Here is a 17,989-nt window from a genome sequence, read left to right as displayed (position 1 = left end):
ATGACCCATCTCTTCGATATCTTTGAAGCCCGCCTCAAGGCGCCGGCTAAGGGCAACCCCTATCTTGATGTCACGCTGCATGCGCACTTCAAGCAGGGCAATCGCTCGGTGCGTGTCACCGGTTTCCATGACGGCGGCGACGAGTATGTGATCCGCTTCATGCCTGATGCGCTTGGCGAGTGGACCTACGTTACGACGTCCAACGTCGCCGACCTCGATGGCCGCGAAGGGAAACTGACCGTGATGGATGCGCGAGATGGCGTGCACGGACCGGTCCATGTCCGCAATCGCTTCCATTTCGCTCATGCCGATGGCACGCCTTATTTTCCATTCGGAACGACCTGCTACGCCTGGACGCATCAGCCGCTCGATATGCAGGAGCAAACTCTTGCAAGCCTCGAAAAGAGCGGCTTCAACAAGATCCGCATGGGCGTTTTCCCGAAGGACTATCCATTCAATACCAATGAGCCGCTGCAGCCGATGTTTCTGCAGAAGAGCGACGGTGGGATCGATTTCGATCGTCCCAACCCTGCGGCCTTCCAGCATCTGGAAAAGCAGATCGCCCGGCTGGGTGACCTTGGGATCGAAGCGGACCTCATTCTTTTTCACCCCTATGACCGTTGGGGCTATGCGACGATGACCGAGGCGCAGAACCTGCGCTACGTCGAATATGCCGCAGCTCGCCTCTCCCCCTTCCGCAATGTCTGGTGGGCGCTGGCGAACGAGTACGACTTCCTGCTCGACACCATTCCGGTCGAGACCTGGGATCGCTTTTGTCACATCCTCGAAGAGAACGATCCGGTCCAGCACCTTCGGTCGATCCACAATGGCGATCAGAACATGAACTTTGATCACCGCAAGCCATGGATCACCCATGTCTGCATCCAGAACTGGGATGTGAAGCGGACGCCGGAATGGCGGCTGGCGTATGGCAAGCCTGTGGTCAACGACGAGCCGGAATACGAAGGCAACATCATCTACTGCTGGGGCAATATCAGCGCCGAGGAACTCGTTCACCGCTTCTGGATCACGGTGATGCGCGGCGGTTATGCCGGCCACGGCGAAACCTACGTCGATCCCGACGATTTGATCTGGTGGGCCAAGGGCGGCGTTCTTCACGGCGAGAGCTGGAAGCGGATCAGCTTCCTTCTGAAGCTGATGCAGGACGACAAGCTCGAAGGCCTGGAGCCGATGGGCATGCATGACCAGTGGCCGTGGAGCCGAATTTCGGGCGCCCGGGACCTCGGTGGTAAGGTGTCGTACCTCTATTTCGGCGAGCACCAGCCGAACCAGTGGACCACCGGTCTGCCGACGGACGATGGTCGCTACGAGGTCGATCTCATCGACACGTGGAACATGACGGTGACGCCCGCCGAACGGATTGAGGCCTTCGTTCCGCATCCGCAGCGGCATGGAAACATCACGCGAGGCGGCAAGGCGGACGCGGCCTTCGGCATCGAACTGCCGGGACGTCCCTATCTCGCACTGCGCGTGCGCAAACTCGATTGAGGTGAGCCAATGGCATCCGTCGAAATCTCCAATGTGAAGAAGTCCTACGCCGCGGTTGCCGTCATGCATGGTGTCGACGTGTCGATCAAGGATGGCGAGTTCGTCATTCTCGTCGGCCCGTCGGGCTGCGGCAAATCGACGTTGCTGCGCATGATCGCGGGTCTCGAAACAGTCACCTCGGGTGATATCTCGATCGACGGCAGACGGGTCAACGACCTCGAACCCAAGGATCGCGACATCTCCATGGTGTTTCAGAACTATGCACTCTATCCGCAGATGACGGTTGCCCAGAACATGGGCTTCGCACTTGAGCTTGCCGGTAAAAGCAAGGCCGAGATCAAGGCGGAGGTGGACAAGGCGGCCGATATCCTATCGCTTACGCCGCTTCTGGAACGCAGACCCGCTCAACTGTCGGGCGGACAGCGTCAGCGCGTCGCGATGGGCCGGGCGATTGTTCGCCATCCAAAGGTCTTTTTGTTCGATGAACCCTTGTCCAATCTTGACGCGAAGTTGCGCGTCAAGATGCGCGCGGAGATCAAGGCACTCCACCAGCGCCTGAAGTCGACGATCGTCTATGTCACCCATGATCAGATCGAGGCCATGACCATGGCTGACAAGATCGTTGTGATGAATGCAGGCCGCGTCGAGCAGATCGGCACGCCACTCGAGCTCTATGATCGTCCGGCCAATCTCTTCGTTGCCACCTTCATGGGGAGTCCCGCGATGAACATCCTGCCGGCCAAGGCAACCCAGGCAGGCCTGCTGGTCGCAGGTATCGCAACCGTGCCGAACACGGCGGAGTTGCGTGACGGAACCGACGTTTCGTATGGAATTCGGCCGGACGATATCGTCATCGGCAAAGACGGCGGGGTGCCTGCGGAGGTTTTGGTCGTGGAGCCCACGGGATCGGAAACCCATGTTACGGCACGCCTTGGCGATCACGAGATCACAATTGTCTCGAAGGACCGCCTCAGCATCGATCCGGGCCAGATGATCTCTGTCAGTTTCATCTCCGAGCGAGCGCACGTCTTCGATAACGGCAGCGGGCGACGTATCTGATATCAGCAGACGGGAGGATGTCGATGTAGCGCTGGGCAGGGCACTACAGTTCGTGGACGGCCGCGACCGCCAGCGGAAGCCGTCCAGCCATTTGGCGAAGCGCCGCCGTCAGCCGGTGTGTGGCCGGGCGGCTCAATTCCTGCGACGTAGTCTGAACGTTGCGTTTGGTCCACTTGCAATCGGGCGGACCAGTTGCCCTTCCGTCATGCGGAGGCCGCAAAGGTTGACGTTTCAACGCTTCCGGCGATGAGGGAATAGCGGTGCCCACGGCGGTATCAGCTTGGTCGCCTCCCGTATTTGGGGCGCCGGCGTTGTCATCTCTGGCGCACCGCAATGGGACGACGAATTGACAACTGTCATGAGAGGTTCACGCAGCAGGCATAACTCGAAGGGACGGCTTCTGAGAGAGGAACTGAGATGGCTGACGTCACCAACGAGACTATTCGCCGGGATCACGAAAGCCACCCGTTGCACGGGGCGAGCTCGAAAAAGTGGTTTCTTCCAGTGATCATCCTGCTGCTTGTCGCCGGTCTCGGCTATGTCGCCTACGCGCTTGGGCGCGATCTCACCAGCGTTGTTGCTGTTCCCTGGATCATGCTTGGCCTGGCGCTGCTCATCGCGCTCGGTTTCGAATTCGTCAATGGCTTCCATGACACCGCGAACGCCGTCGCAACCGTGATCTATACCCGCTCCATGCCGGCCGAACTCGCCGTCATCTGGTCGGGCTTCTTCAATTTCCTCGGCGTCATGATGTCGAGCGGCGCCGTCGCCTTCGGTATCCTGGCGCTGCTTCCCGTCGAGCTCATCCTGCAGGTCGGCTCGGGTTCGGGCCTCGCCATGGTCTTCGCGCTGCTGATCGCCGCCATCTTGTGGAACCTCGGCACCTGGTATCTCGGCCTGCCCTCGTCGAGCTCGCACACGCTTGTCGGCTCCATCATCGGCGTCGGCCTCGCCAACCAGTTCCTGGCGCCTGTTGGCAGCGCCACCAGCGGTGTCGACTGGTCGCAGGCAACCAATATCGGCCTGTCGCTGCTGATCTCGCCGCTGATCGGCTTCGGCCTCTCGGCCATCCTGCTTCTGGTCATGAAGGTGCTGGTGCGCAACAAGGCGCTCTACGAGGAGCCGAAAGGCAACAATCCGCCGCCGCTGTGGATCCGCTGCCTCTTGATCTTCACCTGCACCGGCGTGAGCTTCGCCCACGGATCGAACGACGGCCAGAAGGGCATGGGCCTGATCATGCTGATCCTGATCGGCCTCGTCCCCACCGCCTTCGCGCTCAACCGCACCCCAGACGTCAATTACCTCGAAGCCTACAAGAGCGCGTCCGCCCAGGTGGAAATCGCTCTCGGCAAATATGTGAAGCAGGGTGCCACGGCCGGCGACTTCCGCGTCGAAGTCAGCAACGCCGTTAAAAACAAGGTCTGGACGGACGCGACGACGCCCGCCTTGCAGCAGTTCATCCACGCGACAAGCGCCGAAGTCGCCGCCTTCCCGACTCTGGAGGCCGTTCCCACCCATCTGGTCAGCAACGTCCGCAACGACATCTATCTGATCGGCGAGGCGCTGAAGCTGATCGACAAGCAGAAGCTTCTCGCCATGGAGCCGGCCGATCTGCAGGCCGTCACCGCCTATCACAAGGCCGTCGACAACGCGACCAAGTTCATCCCGCTCTGGGTCAAGATCGCGGTCGCCATCGCGCTCGGCCTCGGCACCATGGTCGGCTGGAGGCGTATCGTCATCACCGTCGGCGAGAAGATCGGCAAGACCCACCTGACCTACGGCCAGGGGGCTGCGGCTGAGGTCGTGGCCATGGTCACCATCGGCGCGGCCGACCATCTTGGTCTGCCGGTCTCGACCACGCATGTGCTGTCCTCCGGCGTTGCCGGAACGATGGCGGCGAACGGATCGGGCCTGCAATGGTCGACGGTGCGCAACATGCTGATGGCCTGGATTTTGACGCTGCCGGCCTCCATCGCCATCGCCTTCGTGCTCTTCGTCATCCTTCGTCAGGTGTTCTGAAGCCCGATTCCAAGAATGTCGATAATGGCGGCCGCATAATGCGCGACCGCCATTACTGTTTCAGATCAATCAGATGGCGTCGGCTTGAACGTCGCGGCCGCGTCCGAGGAATGGTTGGCGCTCGGTCTCCGTGACACGCAGCGAGTGCCGAAGGCGAAGCAGGTCCTTGCGTGCGACAAGGCCGAGGAGCTTGCCGGTTTGCGGATCGACGATCGGAATGCGCCCCGTATCCGCGGCAAGCATCAGGTCCGCGACGTAGCCGACGGTATCGTCGGGGTGCGCGGCGGGTGCGGAGCTATCCGAGGTGAGTTCGTCCAAGGTCTTATCGAAGAGGGTGACATCCTCCTGCCACCGCAAGGCCTCGGCGCGTGAGACCATTCCCTTGACGACGCCTGCGGTGTCTACGACCGGATAAACCCGGTGGGTGTGCGCGGATGTCGCGAAGAACGAGCACGCATCTCCAACTGTCATCTCGGCCGGAAGGGTGTCCACCTTGTCGATCATGATGTCTCTTGCGCGCGTCAACTCGAAGGGATCGATGCCGTATTCGCGCGTGATATGGCGCCCGCGTCTGGCGATCTTTTCGGTCAGGATGGAACGCCGAAGCAGCAAGACCGTGACGGCATAGGCGCTGACGGTGGCGATGAGGATCGGTACGATCATCGAGATGTTGCCAGTCAGTTCGACCGCGAAGAATGTCCCGGTCAGCGGTGCTCGCATCGTTCCGCCCATCATCGCAGCCATGCCGAGCAACGCCCAGAAGCCGGGTTCGCCTGGAAGTGCCAGTCCAATCAGCCATCCGAGAGCCCCGCCGAAGATGAGCAGCGGCGCGAGAACGCCGCCTGACGTCCCCGAGGACAGCGCGACGAGCCAGATTGTTGCCTTGACGATGAGGATGACAAGGACGGCTTGCGGAAGCAGCGTGCTGTGCAGCAGCCCGTCGATGATATCGTAGCCGACACCCATTGCCCGAGGTTCGATCAAGCCGCCGAGGCCGATGACGAGCCCGCCGATCGCCGGGCACCACATCCAGTGAACCGGCAGCGCTTCGAAGAGGTCCTCTACCTTGTAGAGGAGGGTCGTCAGAATGCCGGACTGCAGGCCAGCCACGATCCCCATCGCCGCGCAAAGCGCCATGCCCCACCACGGAAGCTCCGTGTGGAACGAGACCGGAAAGAGCGCGCCCGATTCGAACAGGAAGGGCCGCCAGCAGATCGAGACGCAAGCCGCAACAGCGACCGGAATGAAAGACCTCGGCTTCCATTCGAAAAGCAGCAGTTCGACCGCGAGCATCACAGCTGCAATCGGGGAGCCGAAGATTGCCGTCATGCCGGCGGCTGCGCCGGCGACGAGCAGGGTCTTGCGTTCGGCCGAACTCATATGAAAGCACTGCGCGAACAGCGAGCCGATGGCGCCGCCCGTCATGATGATCGGGCCTTCTGCACCGAAGGGGCCGCCGGTCCCGATCGAAATCGCTGATGAAAGCGGCTTCAGGATCGCCACCTTCGGTGACATCCGGCTGCCGCCGATCAGGATCGCCTCGATGGCTTCGGGAATTCCGTGTCCGCGGATTTTTTCGGATCCGAAGCGCGCCATCAAGCCGATGACCAATCCGCCGAGAACCGGGATTGCAACCGTCCAGAACGAGCGCGGTGCTTGAGCGATGGAAACGGCCGCGATGCTCAGTCGACCGAACCAGACGAGATTGGTCACGAGCGAAATCAGGCTGACGAGAACCCAGGCCGCAAAGGCGCCGCCGGTGCCAACAAGGAGCGCCATGGCGATGAGCGCGAGAACGCGTCTGTCGGTGGTGAAATCGCCCGCCTCGCGACGGGAGAGGCCCCCTGTGAAATCATGTGGGCGTTGAGTGATCCTGGGATGCGGCATCGCTTGTCCTTGCTTGAGGCTTCCGTTCGACCTCGCAAATATATCGTGATACGATATAAATCAACATGCAATCGCGGAGGTACTGCTGTGACGACAAAATTTAATGGATTGTCCGACCTGGACTACGAAGCATTGGCCAATCTCAGATACCGGATCCGCAAGTTTCGCCAGTTCAGCCTCAAGGCCGCCGGGCAGCTTGGCATTACTCCTCAACAACATCAGGCGCTGCTGGTAATCCGTGGGCTTGGTGTCAACGGTCAAATGAGCATCGCGTCGCTTGCCGAACGATTGTTCGTGCCGGTTGACGCCGCGCTCGAGCTGGCACGCTCGCTGGAGGCGCAGGGGAGCGTTGTCATCGAGGTGAAAGCGCGGCGAAAGCCGGTTGTCCGGTTGACAGAGGAGGCACAAGGAATATTGCGGCAGTTGACGCCTGCGCATCTCCACGAGATTCGAGAGATGGCGCCGGAGCTCATGCTGGCCCTGCGTGTCCTGCAGGATCATCGAAGAATGGAAATGGCTGCGTGGATGCAGTAGCGCACGAGGCAATCAGGGGGCAGGTTCATTGACGAAGAAGTCCGAAGGACTGACCGCTGCGGATTATGAAGCTCTGTCGAATTTGCGCTATACGCTGCGCCGCTTCATGGATTTCAGCAGCTCGGCTGCGCAACATGAGGGTCTGCCGACCCAACAACACCAGGCGCTTTTGGCGATCAAAGGTCACCCGGCGGAAGAGCCGATGACGATCGGCATGCTCGCTGATCGCCTGTTGATCGCACCGCATTCGGCGACCGAACTCGTCGGCCGGCTGGTGGCGGCCGGCTACGTATCGCGGCGGGCGGACGAGAACGACAGGCGTCGGCAAACAATCGAACTGACAGACAAGGCAGAGGACGTCCTGATGCGGCTCACAGCCATTCACCTTACGGAAATCAGAGAAATGGCACCGAAGCTGATCGATCTTCTGAAGAGCCTGCAGACCGACAAGGGGTGACTGCGGCGCGATCGGGTAACAGGGGCAGCGATGCTGCCGAGAAGCTGGAAACTCGCTGCTCTATATGACGTACGCTTGATTTCACCGCGGGTATGGCTCACTGATGAGGCCAGCCATCTGGGCGGAGGATCAGCAAGTGGCCGTTCCGACAGTAGCATCACGTTCCATCGTGCCGCCGGGTGCGCCCGGGATCGAGCCCCGCTGGACATCCAGTGACAAGAGCGCCGTTGGCACCGCCGTCAGCCCGGCAAGCCGCGTCTGGTTCACGACAAGCCACGGTATTCTCAACGAGATCTATGCGCCCCGCCTCGATATGGCCTGCGTGCGCGATTTCGGTTTCCTCGTTACCGCAGCCGGTTATTTCTCCGAGGAGAAGCGGGATGCGGATCATTCGGTGCAGGCAATCGAAGATGGTGTTCCGGCGTTTCGCCTCGTCAATACGGCAAGGGACGGTCGCTATCGGATCACCAAGACGGTGTTTGCGGATCCCGATCGAGAGGTCGTCCTTCAAGACCTGCACTTCGAAGCATTGGTCGGGTCCTTGTCAGACTACCAGCTCCATGCGCTCGTCGCGCCGCATCTGGTCAACGGCGGCGCCGACAACACTGCGTGGTATGGGGACTTCAAAGGCAGGCCAATGCTTTTTGCGCAAGGCTCCGGCCGCTCGCTTGCCGTCGCATCGACGGTTCCGTGGATTGCGCGATCGGCAGGCTATGTCGGCATGTCCGACGGGTGGCAGACGCTCTCACGCGGCCAGGGCCTGAACCAGGAATACCGCCTGGCCACATCCGGTAATGTCGCTTTGTCCGGCACACTCGACATGGAGGCGGGAAAGGGGCGGGCGCTGGTCGCCATTGGCTTCGGTACACAGCCGGAGGAGGCGGCGTTTCGGGCCGTCCTCAGCCTCGATCAGGGGGGAGTGCCGGCGCTGAAGCGTTATCGCAAGGGCTGGCGTGAATGGCAGGCAACCCTGCTTCCGCTTGACGAGCCGCATGATCCTGAAACGCTAAATCGATACCGGGTCAGCACGGGCGTGCTTGCCACCCACCGCGACGACACGTCGGGTGCAATTATCGCCAGCCTGTCCGTGCCGTGGGGTTTCAACAAGAGCGACGACGATCTTGGCGGCTATCATCTGGTCTGGACGCGCGATCTGGTCGAGACCGCAGGCGGGCTGCTTGCAGCCGGCGCGGAAGCGGATGCCCGTTCGGTGCTCGATTATCTTCTGGCCATCCAGGAGGCCGACGGTCATTGGGTGCAGAATGCCTGGCTCGACGGACGTCCGTACTGGAACGGTATCCAGATGGACGAGACGGCCTTCCCGATCCTGCTTTACGATATGCTCCTTCGCGCCGGCGTGATTGAGGCGTCGTCGAACGGCCGCTATCTCCAAATGATAGAGGCCGCCGCCGCCTATATCGTTCGTAATGGACCGGCGACCCAACAGGATCGCTGGGAGGAGGACGGTGGCTACTCTCCCTTCACCCTGGCAGTCGAGATTTCAGGACTGCTTGCTGCAGCGGATGCGCTGGAAGCGGCCGGACGCATGGCGCAGGCGCTATACCTGCGTGAGGTCGCGGATGGCTGGAACGAGTCCATAGAAGACTGGACATACGCCAGCGATACGGAGCTCTCCCGGCGTCTCGGCATCGCCGGCTACTACGTTCGTATCGCATCCGACAGCGATGGTTGCCCGTCTCTTGGACGTGATTTCATTCCGATCCGCAATCGTGACGATGGTGGCGAAGTTATGGAGGCGGACTTGCTGCTGAGCCCGGATGCACTGGCCCTCGTCAGGTTCGGTTTGAGAGCGGCCGACGATCCTCGCATCGTTGACACAGTCACGGCGATCGACTCCGAACTCCGGCGGGATCTTCCGACCGGAGCCTATTGGTATCGCTACAATGGTGACGGCTATGGGGAGCGCGACGACGGCCGCCCCTTTGCAGGAAGCGGTATCGGCAGGCTCTGGCCGCTGCTGACGGGGGAGCGCGCCCATTACGAACTGGCTGCCGGTCGTCCCGACGAGGCGCGGCGCCTGCTCGCCGCACTCGAAGCTTCGGCAAGCGACGGCGGTCTTCTTCCCGAGCAGGTATGGGATAGTGCGGATTTGCCGGCTCGCGAACTGTTTCTCGGTCGCCCGTCAGGCAGCGCAATGCCTTTGGTCTGGGCGCACGCCGAGCACATTAAACTCCTGCGCTCCATCCGCGACGGCGTGGTCTTCGACATGCCGCCACAAACCGTTGCTCGCTATATCGCCGGAACTCCGCCGTCTCCTCCGCTTTCCTGGCGCCCAACCGCGAAGCGGACGCGCATGGCGTCCGGTCGCGTCTTGCGCATCGAACTTCCTGAGCCCGCGCTAGTGCATTGGTCGAAAGACGGTTGGGTCACGACGGCGGACGCGGCGACGCATGATACCGGCTTCGGCACGCATATGTGCGACCTGCGAAGCGAGGGCGTCACCAACGGATCTATCGACTTCACGCTTTTCTGGACTGAGCTTGAGGAGTGGGAGGGAACCAACTACCGGGTCGAGATCATCTGAGACCCGTGGCCTTCCAGCGGCGCCTCCGCTTGATTTGATGCGTTGTCCATCGGGGAGAAACGTCAAAGAGTGAAAGCGGCTCGGAAGGCTTCGAGGGCAACGACCGGATCGCCCGCAGCCCAAGCTTCCATGCCGATTGGGCCAGCGTAGCCCATGGTTGCCAATGCCTTCGCTATCCCGTTCCAGTTAACTTCGCCGGTTCCAGGTTCGCAGCGACCGGGAACGTCGGCAACTTGAATTTCCCCGATCCAGGGCAGGCATGTCCGACAAAGCTCGATCAGGTTCCCTTCGCCGATCTGGGCGTGATAGAGGTCGAGGTTGAGGCGAAGTCTCGCATGGTCGATGCTGGAGACCAAGGCCAAGGTATCCTCAGCGCGTGCGAAGGGAACGCCAGGATGGTCAACGGGGAGATTGAGGTTTTCGAGCGTGAAGACGACGTCCTCTTCCTCGGCCATGTCGACGATCCGATTGAGCGTGTCTCGTGCCTTCAGCCACATCGCACCCGTGACAGCATGAACCGGCTGCACCGGCAGTCCGCGGTCGCCGAGGCCGGTGCCATGAAGGTTCAACCTCTGTACGCCGAGGCGTTTTCCTACTTGCACGGTTTCTCGCGCGGTTTTCATAAGTTCGGCTGCTCCCTCGTCGTCGGTGAGGCGACCGGTAAGGTAGCCGTTCATGATGGTGAAGCTCGCGCCGGTTGCCTCGAGCTTTGTCAGATCGTGCTCGGGCCAGTTCCAGAGGCCGACGCCGAACCCCATTTCCTTCAAACGGGAGGCGCGCCACTCGATCGGCTTGTCCTGCCACAGCATTTCAGCGCAGGCGGCCAATGCGAACGGTGAATTGCTGGTGTCGCTCATAGGATGATGTCCTCCCTGTACATGTCCTCCAGCGAATTCAGCATCTGTCACCTTCAAAATCTAGTCACTCCTGGCAAAGAATTTCGAGATAAGGGAATGTCGGAATCCAGGCCAGCCGATCGTCTTCAAGGCAGACAAGCGAGGAGAGAAACCATGGCCATTACGATTACTGCCTTCGAGCGATCCCCCGATCGCGGCAGAGGGCTTGCGCGGGACATGCGCGTCCGCTGGGCGCTCGAGGAAGTCGGTCAGCCCTACGACGTGCGTCTGGTCTCGTTCGAGCTTATGAAGCAGTCCGAGCATCTCGCTCTGCAGCCATTCGGCCAAATTCCGACCTATGAGGAAGGCAATCTTACCCTGTTCGAATCCGGGGCGATCATCCTGCATATCGCGGAACGCCATACCGGCCTGCTGCCCGATGATGCGGACGCCAAGGCGCGCGCTGTTGCGTGGATGTTCGCCGCGGTCAGCACGATGGAGCAGCCGATCGTTGAACTTGAGGTCGCCAACATCCTGGAACGCAATGAACCCTGGTACGAGAAGCGGCTGCCGGCCATCCTGGGACGTATCCACACTCGGCTCGGTCAACTCTCCCACCGGCTCGGTAGTGCGGAATGGCTCTATGGGGAGTTCAGCGCCGGCGATCTTGAGATGGTGTCGGTGCTGCTCAGGCTGAGAGGGCCGGGGATACTGAAGGAATATCCAACGCTCGATGCGTATGTCGCCCGCGGCGAAGCGCGGCCCGCCTACAGACGGGCGTTCGAAGATCAGTTGGCAATCTTCAAAGCCGCAAATCCGACCCGTTGATGGCCGGTTCTCGGCCTCGCCCGTCAGTGGCGAGGGTACTGTTCGCGCCATATGCTTGGCGGTTGACCGGTATGGTGTTTAAAGAAACGCGAGAAATACGCCGCGTCCTTCAGGCCGACTTCGTAGGCGATGTCCTCAAGCGAGCGCACCGTGAACAAGAGAAGTCGCTTGGCCTCAAGCAGTCGACGCTCGCTCAGGAACTCCTTGACCGATAGGCCGAATGCGGACTGGCAGGCCTTGGCAAGCAGATGCGGTGTCGCGCCGAGTTCATCGACATAGCGCTCAACGGGCCAGTTCTCCCGGAAATGGCGATCGACCAGCTGCCGGAATTGTGACGCCAGGACTGTCTGCGCCGGACGAAAATCACCTGTCCGTTCCGATCCAAAACGAGCGATCTCGGTTAGCGCGACGGTGGCGAGCGCCGTCAGGGCCATCTCCATGCCCGGTCGCCCTTCCCGATATTCGTCGGACATCTGCTGCATGATCATCGAAAGCCGTCTCCAACTTGCGGGATCGCCCGTATCGGCAACCATCACAGGCGCATCGATTGGCAGGATCGTGCGCTCGCCGAGCGGCGCCAAAGCGCTGTCGGCGATAGAGACGACGATCGCGTCCGTCTCGCTCGGTTCGACCGTGAAGCCGTGCACCACTCCACTCGGTACGAAGCTGACGGCTGGCGCCAAAAAATCCAATCTCTGCTCTTCGATGAAATAGGTGCCATGACCTTTGGTCCAGAAGGTGATTTGCGCCATCCGCGCATGGCTGTGGGCATCGACACGGCCGAGATGGACATTTTTCCGCGCCATCACCGTTTCGACGTGCATGAAGCCCGGCTCGAGCGGTCGGTCCGGCTCGCCATACACGAAGAAGCTGGGAACGGAATTCGCCATCAAGAGCACCAGAAAAAGTCCAAGCGATTTTGCAATTCTGTCCATGGAAGCCGCGCAGCGCAAGGCCTAGGCTTGGTGAAAGTCAAAGGAGGAGACAATGAATATCCAAACCCGTAGCAGCGTCCTTGCCGAGGACTGCCGCGCCGACAAGACGCGCCCGTTCACGGGGGCGGAATACATGGCGTCCCTGCGCGACGGTCGCGAGGTCTATATCAATGGGGAGCGTGTGGAGGACGTCACCACCCATCCGGCCATGCGAAATTCGGTTCGCTCGCTGGCTCGGCTCTACGATGCACTGCACGATGAAAAGACCAAGGAGCGCCTGACTTCACCGACCGACACCGGCAACGGGGGATATACGCACAAGTATTTCCGTGTCGCGAAGTCCTCCGCCGAACTCGTCGCTCAGCAAGGGGCGATCGCCGATTGGGCGCGCATGTCCTATGGCTGGATGGGCCGCACGGCCGATTACAAGGCCGCGCTGATGAACACGCTCGGGGCCAACGCGGATTGGTATGGGCCGTTCAAGGAAAACGCGCTTGCCTGGCACAAGCGCGCTCAGGAATCCGTGCTCTTCATGAACCACGCGATCGTCAATCCGCCGATCGATCGTCACAAGCCAGCGGATGCCGTCAAGGACGTCTTCGTTCATATCACCAAGGAGACGGATGCAGGCATCTTCGTGTCCGGGGCGAAGGTGGTGGCGACCTCGTCGGCCCTGACGCACTACAATTTCCTGGCCCAGAGCTCCGCGACGGTGACGGAGGATCCCTCGCTGTCGGTGATGTTCATCGTTCCGATGAACGCGCCCGGTATCAAGATGTTCTGCCGCGTTTCCTACGAGCAGACTGCCAACACCGTTGGTCACCCGTTCGACTACCCGCTTTCGTCTCGCTTCGACGAGAACGATGCAATCCTCGTGCTCGACAATGTTTTCGTCCCCTGGGAGGATGTGCTGGTGTTGCGGGACGCCGCAAAGATCCTGTCCTTCCATCCTGCCTCCGGCTTCATGCACGGCTATTGCTTCCAGGGCTGTACCCGCTTTGCCGTGAAGCTCGACTTCCTGGCGGGGCTGCTTTCCAAGGCTCTCCGCGCAACCGGCGGCGATGCCTTCCGGGGAAATCAGGCGGCGCTCGGTGAAGTCATCGCTCTCAGGCATATGTTCTGGAGCTTTTCGAATGCGATGGCCTACAATCCGCAGCCGTGGGCCAACGGCGCAGTGCTTCCGAACATGGAAGCAGCCTTGAGCTACCGGACTTTCATGTCCGAAGCCTATCCCCGCGTGATCGACACCGTTCGCAAGGTCGTCGCTTCAGGCCTCATCTACCTCCCGTCATCGGCAAAGGATTTCGGCAATCCGGAGATTGATCGCTATCTCGCCCAGTATGTTCGTGGTTCCAACGATATGGGCCATATCGAGCGCATCAAGATCATGAAGCTGCTCTGGGACGCCACCGGCACGGAATTCGGCGGGCGCCATGCGCTTTACGAGCTGAATTACGCCGGGGCGCCGGAAGAGGTGCGTCTGCAGGTGCTGAAAGGCGCCGAGAGAGGCGGGCGCCTTGCCGAAATGGAGCGGCTCGTCGATACATGCATGAGCGACTACGACGAAAACGGTTGGACCGGCGACACCTGGTTGCCGCCGCTGAATAGCTAAGGAGGACTGCAATGGAGGAGGCGGTTTCCAAGCCTGAGTTTCGCAATGCGATGGCGCGTGTCTGCGCGTCAGTCAATGTCATAACCTCGAATGGACCGGCCGGGCGCGGTGGCTTTACCGCGACCGCGATGTGCAGTGTTACGGACGAGCCACCCACCTTGCTTGTCTGCATGAACGGCCGGTCGGCGCAATGCGCGCTTTTCCTTGAGAATCGCCGCTTCTGCGTCAATGTTCTGGCGGATGACCACCAGGAGCTTGCGGGCTATTTCGCGGGCCGGCAGGCCGATATGGCGGCGAGATACGCAGCCGCGAAATGGGTGGACCTGCCGTCGGGCAGCCAGGCGCTCGCAGATGCCATGGTCTCCTTCGACTGCGAGTTGATAGAGGCGCGGCTCGTTGGCACACACCATATCTTCCTTGGGCAGGTCGTCGGTATCCGGTCGCGTACGGATGGCAATGCTCTGCTCTATTTCGACAGGGCCTACGTCAACGTGCCCTCGCAGGTGGGCAGCTTCGGAGGCTAATCAGTCGGCGGAGTATCACAGAAGAAGGGGCCGCCATCTCGTGGGAGTGGCGGCCTTCATGTACGGAGACGTCGATGGACTGCGGTTCTTCAGAGCTGGATCCAGGCTGTCTTCAAGTTCACGTATTTGTCGAGCGCATGCAGGGATTTGTCGTGGCCGTTACCGGATTGCTTGACGCCGCCGAGCGGCACGGTGTTGTCGGCGCCGCCATAGGTGTTGATGTGGACGACGCCCGCCTGGATGCCGCGCACCATGCGATGGGCACGAGAAAGATTAGCCGTCCAGACCGCCGAAGCGAGGCCGTATTCGGTGGCGTTGGCAATGCCGAGCGCCTCCTGCTCGGTCTCGAACGGAATGATCGACAGGATCGGCCCGAAGACCTCTTCGCGCGCCAGCGTCATGTCAGGCGTCACGTCGAAAACTGTTGGCCGCATGTAGAAGCCGCCGGTCTCCTGACGAATGCGCTCGCCGCCGGTGCGCAAAACCGCGCCTTCCGATAGCGCCTGCGCCACGTGCCCAAGGTTGTTCTTCAGCTGGATTTCGCTTGAGATCGCGCCGGCCTCGGTCGTCACCTGCAACGGATCGCCGACCTTCATTGCGGCGGCAATCTCCGCTACCTTCTTGGAGAATTCTTCGTGGATTGATCGCTCGACGAGCAGGCGTGATCCCGCCACGCAGACCTGGCCGGAATTGCGAAAGATGCCGTAGGCTGAAACCTTGGCCGCATGATCGAGGTCCGGTGCATCGGCGAAAACGATGTTGGGGGACTTGCCGCCGAGTTCCAGGTAGATCCGCTTGAGATTGGAGCGGGCGGAGTATTCCAGCAGGCGACGGCCGACGGGACCGGAACCGGTGAAGGCGAGAACGTCGATATCCATATGAAGCCCGATTGCTTCGCCCGTGATGGCGCCGCGGCCCGTAGCGACGTTCAGCACACCATCAGGCAAACCGGCCTCTGCGCACAAAGCGGCCAGTTTCAGGAGTGTCAGCGACGCGCCTTCGGCGGGCTTCAGGACGACGGAATTTCCGGCCGCGAGCGCGGGCGCAATCTTCCACGCGCCGATCATCATCGGGAAGTTCCATGGCACGATCGCTCCGACGACGCCAACGGGCGCGCGATGAACGAGGCCCAGGATATTGTCCGCCGTTGGCGCGATCTCACCATAGACCTTGTCGATCGCTTCGGCGTAGTAGCGGAATGTGCCGACCGCGCTGCCGGGCTCGGCCTTCAGGGCCATCGAGATCTCGGTGCCATTGTCACGGACCCCGAGAACAGCGAGCTCCAATGCGTTCTTCTCGATGAGATCAGCGATCTTCAGCAGGACTTTCTTGCGCTCGGCCGGTGCAGCCCTCGACCATGTGCCCTCTTCGAAGGCGGTGCGTGCAGCCTGCACCGCGCGATCGATGTCGCGCGGACCGGCGTCCGCGATCGTCGTCAGCCGTTGGCCGTCGATCGGCGAGATGACGTCCAGCGTCGCCGCACCCTCGGCCGCCTGCCATGCGCCTCCGATGAAGAGCGCCTGCGGTGCGACGGTTTGGCTACGCAGCTGGTCGATCTTTTCCTGCATTCTTCTGTCCTCGAAACAAAATGGCGGGCTGGATAGCCCGCCATGAGATCGTTCTTAAATCAAGCTTCCTGGCCGGCGCCAAGCCGGGCGAAGCCGATCGCGTCGACGGACTTCAGGCGCGCGGCGGCGATGAAGCCAATGATGGCTGCGACGACCACCAAGCCTGGCAGCAGCACAGCAAGGATGCCGTTGGCGCCGGCGATGGCTCCGAAGTTAGCCGAGATGTAGAAGACGAGCGCCAGCAGGATCAGACCGGTAATCACAGGCAGGATCTTCGTCACCAGCACGTTCGGCTCCAGGTACGGATTGCGTCCGAAGAAGGCGACAATCGCAAAGGCGGTGAATGCCATCAGCAGGATGATTGCGAGCGTACCGACATTGGTGAGCCACGAGAACAGGGCAAGGACCGGGTCCTGTCCGGTGAAGGCGAAGAGGGCAACGACGATTACCGCGATTACCGTCTGGATCATGGACCCGACGTGCGGGCTCTGGAACACCGGATGGGTCACGCCAACCGCTTTCGGTAGCAGGCCTTCGCGACCGGCGACGTACATGTAGCGGGCAACGCCGTTGTGGAACGCGAGGACGCCGGCAAAAAGGCTGGTTATGAAGAGGATACTCATGACCGCGGCAATCCAGTGTCCGACATACTGCTCGGCCAAGCCGAACAGGAAGGTGGTGGGATCCTGGAGGCTCTGCAGCTGCGGTACCAGCTTGTCGGCGCCGGCGCCGATGACCATCAGCCACGACGTCAGCATATAGAAGAGGCCGATGATGAGGACGGAAATGTAGGTGGCGCGAGGAACGGTCTTGTGCGGTTCGCGCGCTTCCTCGCTATAGATCGTCGTCGCTTCGAAGCCGATAAAGGCGGCAAAGCAGAAAAGGATGCCGATGGCAGGCGTTCCGCTCATGAATGCGGAGGGCGTGAAGGGCGTGGCGGACAGTCCGGCGTCTCCACCCTTCACGAAGATTGCCGCATCGATGACGAGCACGACGAGATATTCGAGGATCACGAGCACCGTCAGCACCTTGGCGGAAAGATCGACCCGCCGGTAACCGAATATGGCGACAGCCGCGATCCCGATATAGGTCCAGACCCACCAGGGCAGATTCAGGCCATAGCCTGCGAAGAAGCCTGAGGTTGCTGCGCCGAACATTCCGAAGACGCCGATCTGCATGGCATTATAGGCAAGGATGGCAACAAGGGCGGCTGCGCCCCCCATCAGGCCACCCAGACCCCGTGCGGTATAGGCATAGAAGGCGCCGGCGTTGCGGATGTGGCGGGCCATCGCGACATAGCCCACTGCAAATAGCAGAAGGATGGCGGTGACCAGGGCGAAGGTCAGTGGAATGCCCGGGCCGTTGCCGAGCAGCATGGAAAGCGGCACGCCGCCGGCCACCGCGGTTAGCGGCGCGGCCGCGGATACCACGAGAAACGTAACCGCCCCGACACCGAGGCTGTTCTTGCGCAGCTGGTTTTCCCCGCTGCCTGAAGTCGATGAGGTACTCATATCGCGCTTGCTCCCCTTTAGGCGTTGCGACTTTTCCGCCTCGGTCGGCGGTTCCCAGTAATCCTTCCGCGCGCAGATTTTGTTCTTGTGTTGCTTGCGGAACGGTAGTTCAGTTCGGTTCATTATTTGAACCAATGCTTCAAATATAGACTTGCAAACACATTG

General features: G+C 61.1%; 14 protein-coding genes. 9 read left to right on the top strand and 5 right to left on the bottom strand.

From position 1 onward, the window contains the following. From ASE04_RS15295 to ASE04_RS15285, 3 genes are all read left to right on the top strand, one after another. On the top strand, window positions 1–1,509 hold the full coding sequence (locus ASE04_RS15295; protein WP_244490415.1) for an apiosidase-like domain-containing protein: 1,509 nt from the start codon (window positions 1–3) through the stop codon (window positions 1,507–1,509). Window positions 1,510–1,518: 9 nt separating this feature from the next. Then, window positions 1,519–2,568, top strand: a complete 1,050-nt coding sequence (locus ASE04_RS15290; RefSeq protein WP_056818664.1) for an ABC transporter ATP-binding protein — start codon at window positions 1,519–1,521, stop codon at window positions 2,566–2,568. A 417-nt stretch (window positions 2,569–2,985) separates the two neighbouring features. Then, window positions 2,986–4,587, top strand: coding sequence for an inorganic phosphate transporter (locus ASE04_RS15285; RefSeq protein ID WP_056818662.1), 1,602 nt, complete (start codon window positions 2,986–2,988; stop codon window positions 4,585–4,587). Window positions 4,588–4,656: 69 nt separating this feature from the next. Here ASE04_RS15285 and ASE04_RS15280 read toward each other — a convergent pair whose 3' ends face one another. After that, window positions 4,657–6,474 carry a chloride channel protein gene (locus tag ASE04_RS15280; protein WP_056818659.1) on the bottom strand — a complete coding sequence of 606 codons (1,818 nt, stop codon included), beginning with the start codon at window positions 6,472–6,474 and terminating at the stop codon, window positions 4,657–4,659. Between the two features lie 3 nt (window positions 6,475–6,477). Between ASE04_RS15280 and ASE04_RS15275 the strand changes: the two genes are divergently transcribed. The 3 genes from ASE04_RS15275 (at window position 6,478) to ASE04_RS15265 (ending at window position 10,010) form a co-directional block, all read left to right on the top strand. Then, window positions 6,478–7,008, top strand: a complete 531-nt coding sequence (locus ASE04_RS15275) for a MarR family transcriptional regulator (RefSeq protein WP_244490414.1) — start codon at window positions 6,478–6,480, stop codon at window positions 7,006–7,008. Between the two features lie 106 nt (window positions 7,009–7,114). After that, entirely contained in the window at window positions 7,115–7,465 is a 351-nt protein-coding gene (locus ASE04_RS15270) for a MarR family winged helix-turn-helix transcriptional regulator (RefSeq protein ID WP_156408818.1), read from the top strand. Between the two features lie 136 nt (window positions 7,466–7,601). Further along, window positions 7,602–10,010 carry a glucan 1,4-alpha-glucosidase gene (locus ASE04_RS15265; RefSeq protein WP_244490413.1) on the top strand — a complete coding sequence of 803 codons (2,409 nt, stop codon included), beginning with the start codon at window positions 7,602–7,604 and terminating at the stop codon, window positions 10,008–10,010. A gap of 62 nt (window positions 10,011–10,072) precedes the next feature. On the opposite strand, the gene ASE04_RS15260 is transcribed toward ASE04_RS15265, so the two are convergent. Next, window positions 10,073–10,867, bottom strand: coding sequence for a TIM barrel protein (locus ASE04_RS15260; protein WP_056818651.1), 795 nt, complete (start codon window positions 10,865–10,867; stop codon window positions 10,073–10,075). Window positions 10,868–11,020: 153 nt separating this feature from the next. Here ASE04_RS15260 and ASE04_RS15255 point away from each other — a divergent pair, with 153 nt between their 5' ends. Further along, on the top strand, window positions 11,021–11,674 hold the full coding sequence (locus ASE04_RS15255) for a glutathione S-transferase family protein (protein WP_056818649.1): 654 nt from the start codon (window positions 11,021–11,023) through the stop codon (window positions 11,672–11,674). Between the two features lie 23 nt (window positions 11,675–11,697). Here the strand turns inward: ASE04_RS15255 and ASE04_RS15250 are convergent, their stop codons facing one another. Further along, complete coding sequence (locus ASE04_RS15250; RefSeq protein ID WP_056818647.1) at window positions 11,698–12,609, bottom strand: helix-turn-helix domain-containing protein; 912 nt, start codon at window positions 12,607–12,609, stop codon at window positions 11,698–11,700. A 52-nt stretch (window positions 12,610–12,661) separates the two neighbouring features. Here ASE04_RS15250 and ASE04_RS15245 point away from each other — a divergent pair, with 52 nt between their 5' ends. Together ASE04_RS15245 and ASE04_RS15240 are read left to right on the top strand one after the other, a co-directional pair. Next, a complete protein-coding gene (locus ASE04_RS15245) occupies window positions 12,662–14,221 on the top strand; it encodes a 4-hydroxyphenylacetate 3-hydroxylase N-terminal domain-containing protein (protein WP_056818645.1) in 1,560 nt (519 codons plus the stop codon). A gap of 11 nt (window positions 14,222–14,232) precedes the next feature. Then, window positions 14,233–14,745, top strand: coding sequence for a flavin reductase (locus ASE04_RS15240; RefSeq protein ID WP_056818644.1), 513 nt, complete (start codon window positions 14,233–14,235; stop codon window positions 14,743–14,745). 89 nt (window positions 14,746–14,834) lie between these two features. Here the strand turns inward: ASE04_RS15240 and ASE04_RS15235 are convergent, their stop codons facing one another. Continuing rightward, on the bottom strand, window positions 14,835–16,313 hold the full coding sequence (locus tag ASE04_RS15235; RefSeq protein WP_056818642.1) for an aldehyde dehydrogenase: 1,479 nt from the start codon (window positions 16,311–16,313) through the stop codon (window positions 14,835–14,837). A gap of 59 nt (window positions 16,314–16,372) precedes the next feature. Then, window positions 16,373–17,824: an APC family permease gene (locus tag ASE04_RS15230; RefSeq protein WP_056819112.1), complete on the bottom strand. Its 1,452-nt coding sequence runs from the start codon at window positions 17,822–17,824 to the stop codon at window positions 16,373–16,375. Between the last annotated feature and the right edge of the window lie 165 nt (window positions 17,825–17,989).

The sequence above is a fragment of the Rhizobium sp. Root708 genome (assembly GCF_001429725.1).
GTDB lineage: Bacteria > Pseudomonadota > Alphaproteobacteria > Rhizobiales > Rhizobiaceae > Rhizobium.
The sequence above is the reverse complement of the archived record's forward strand: the minus strand, read 5'-3'. Positions and strand labels throughout refer to the sequence as shown.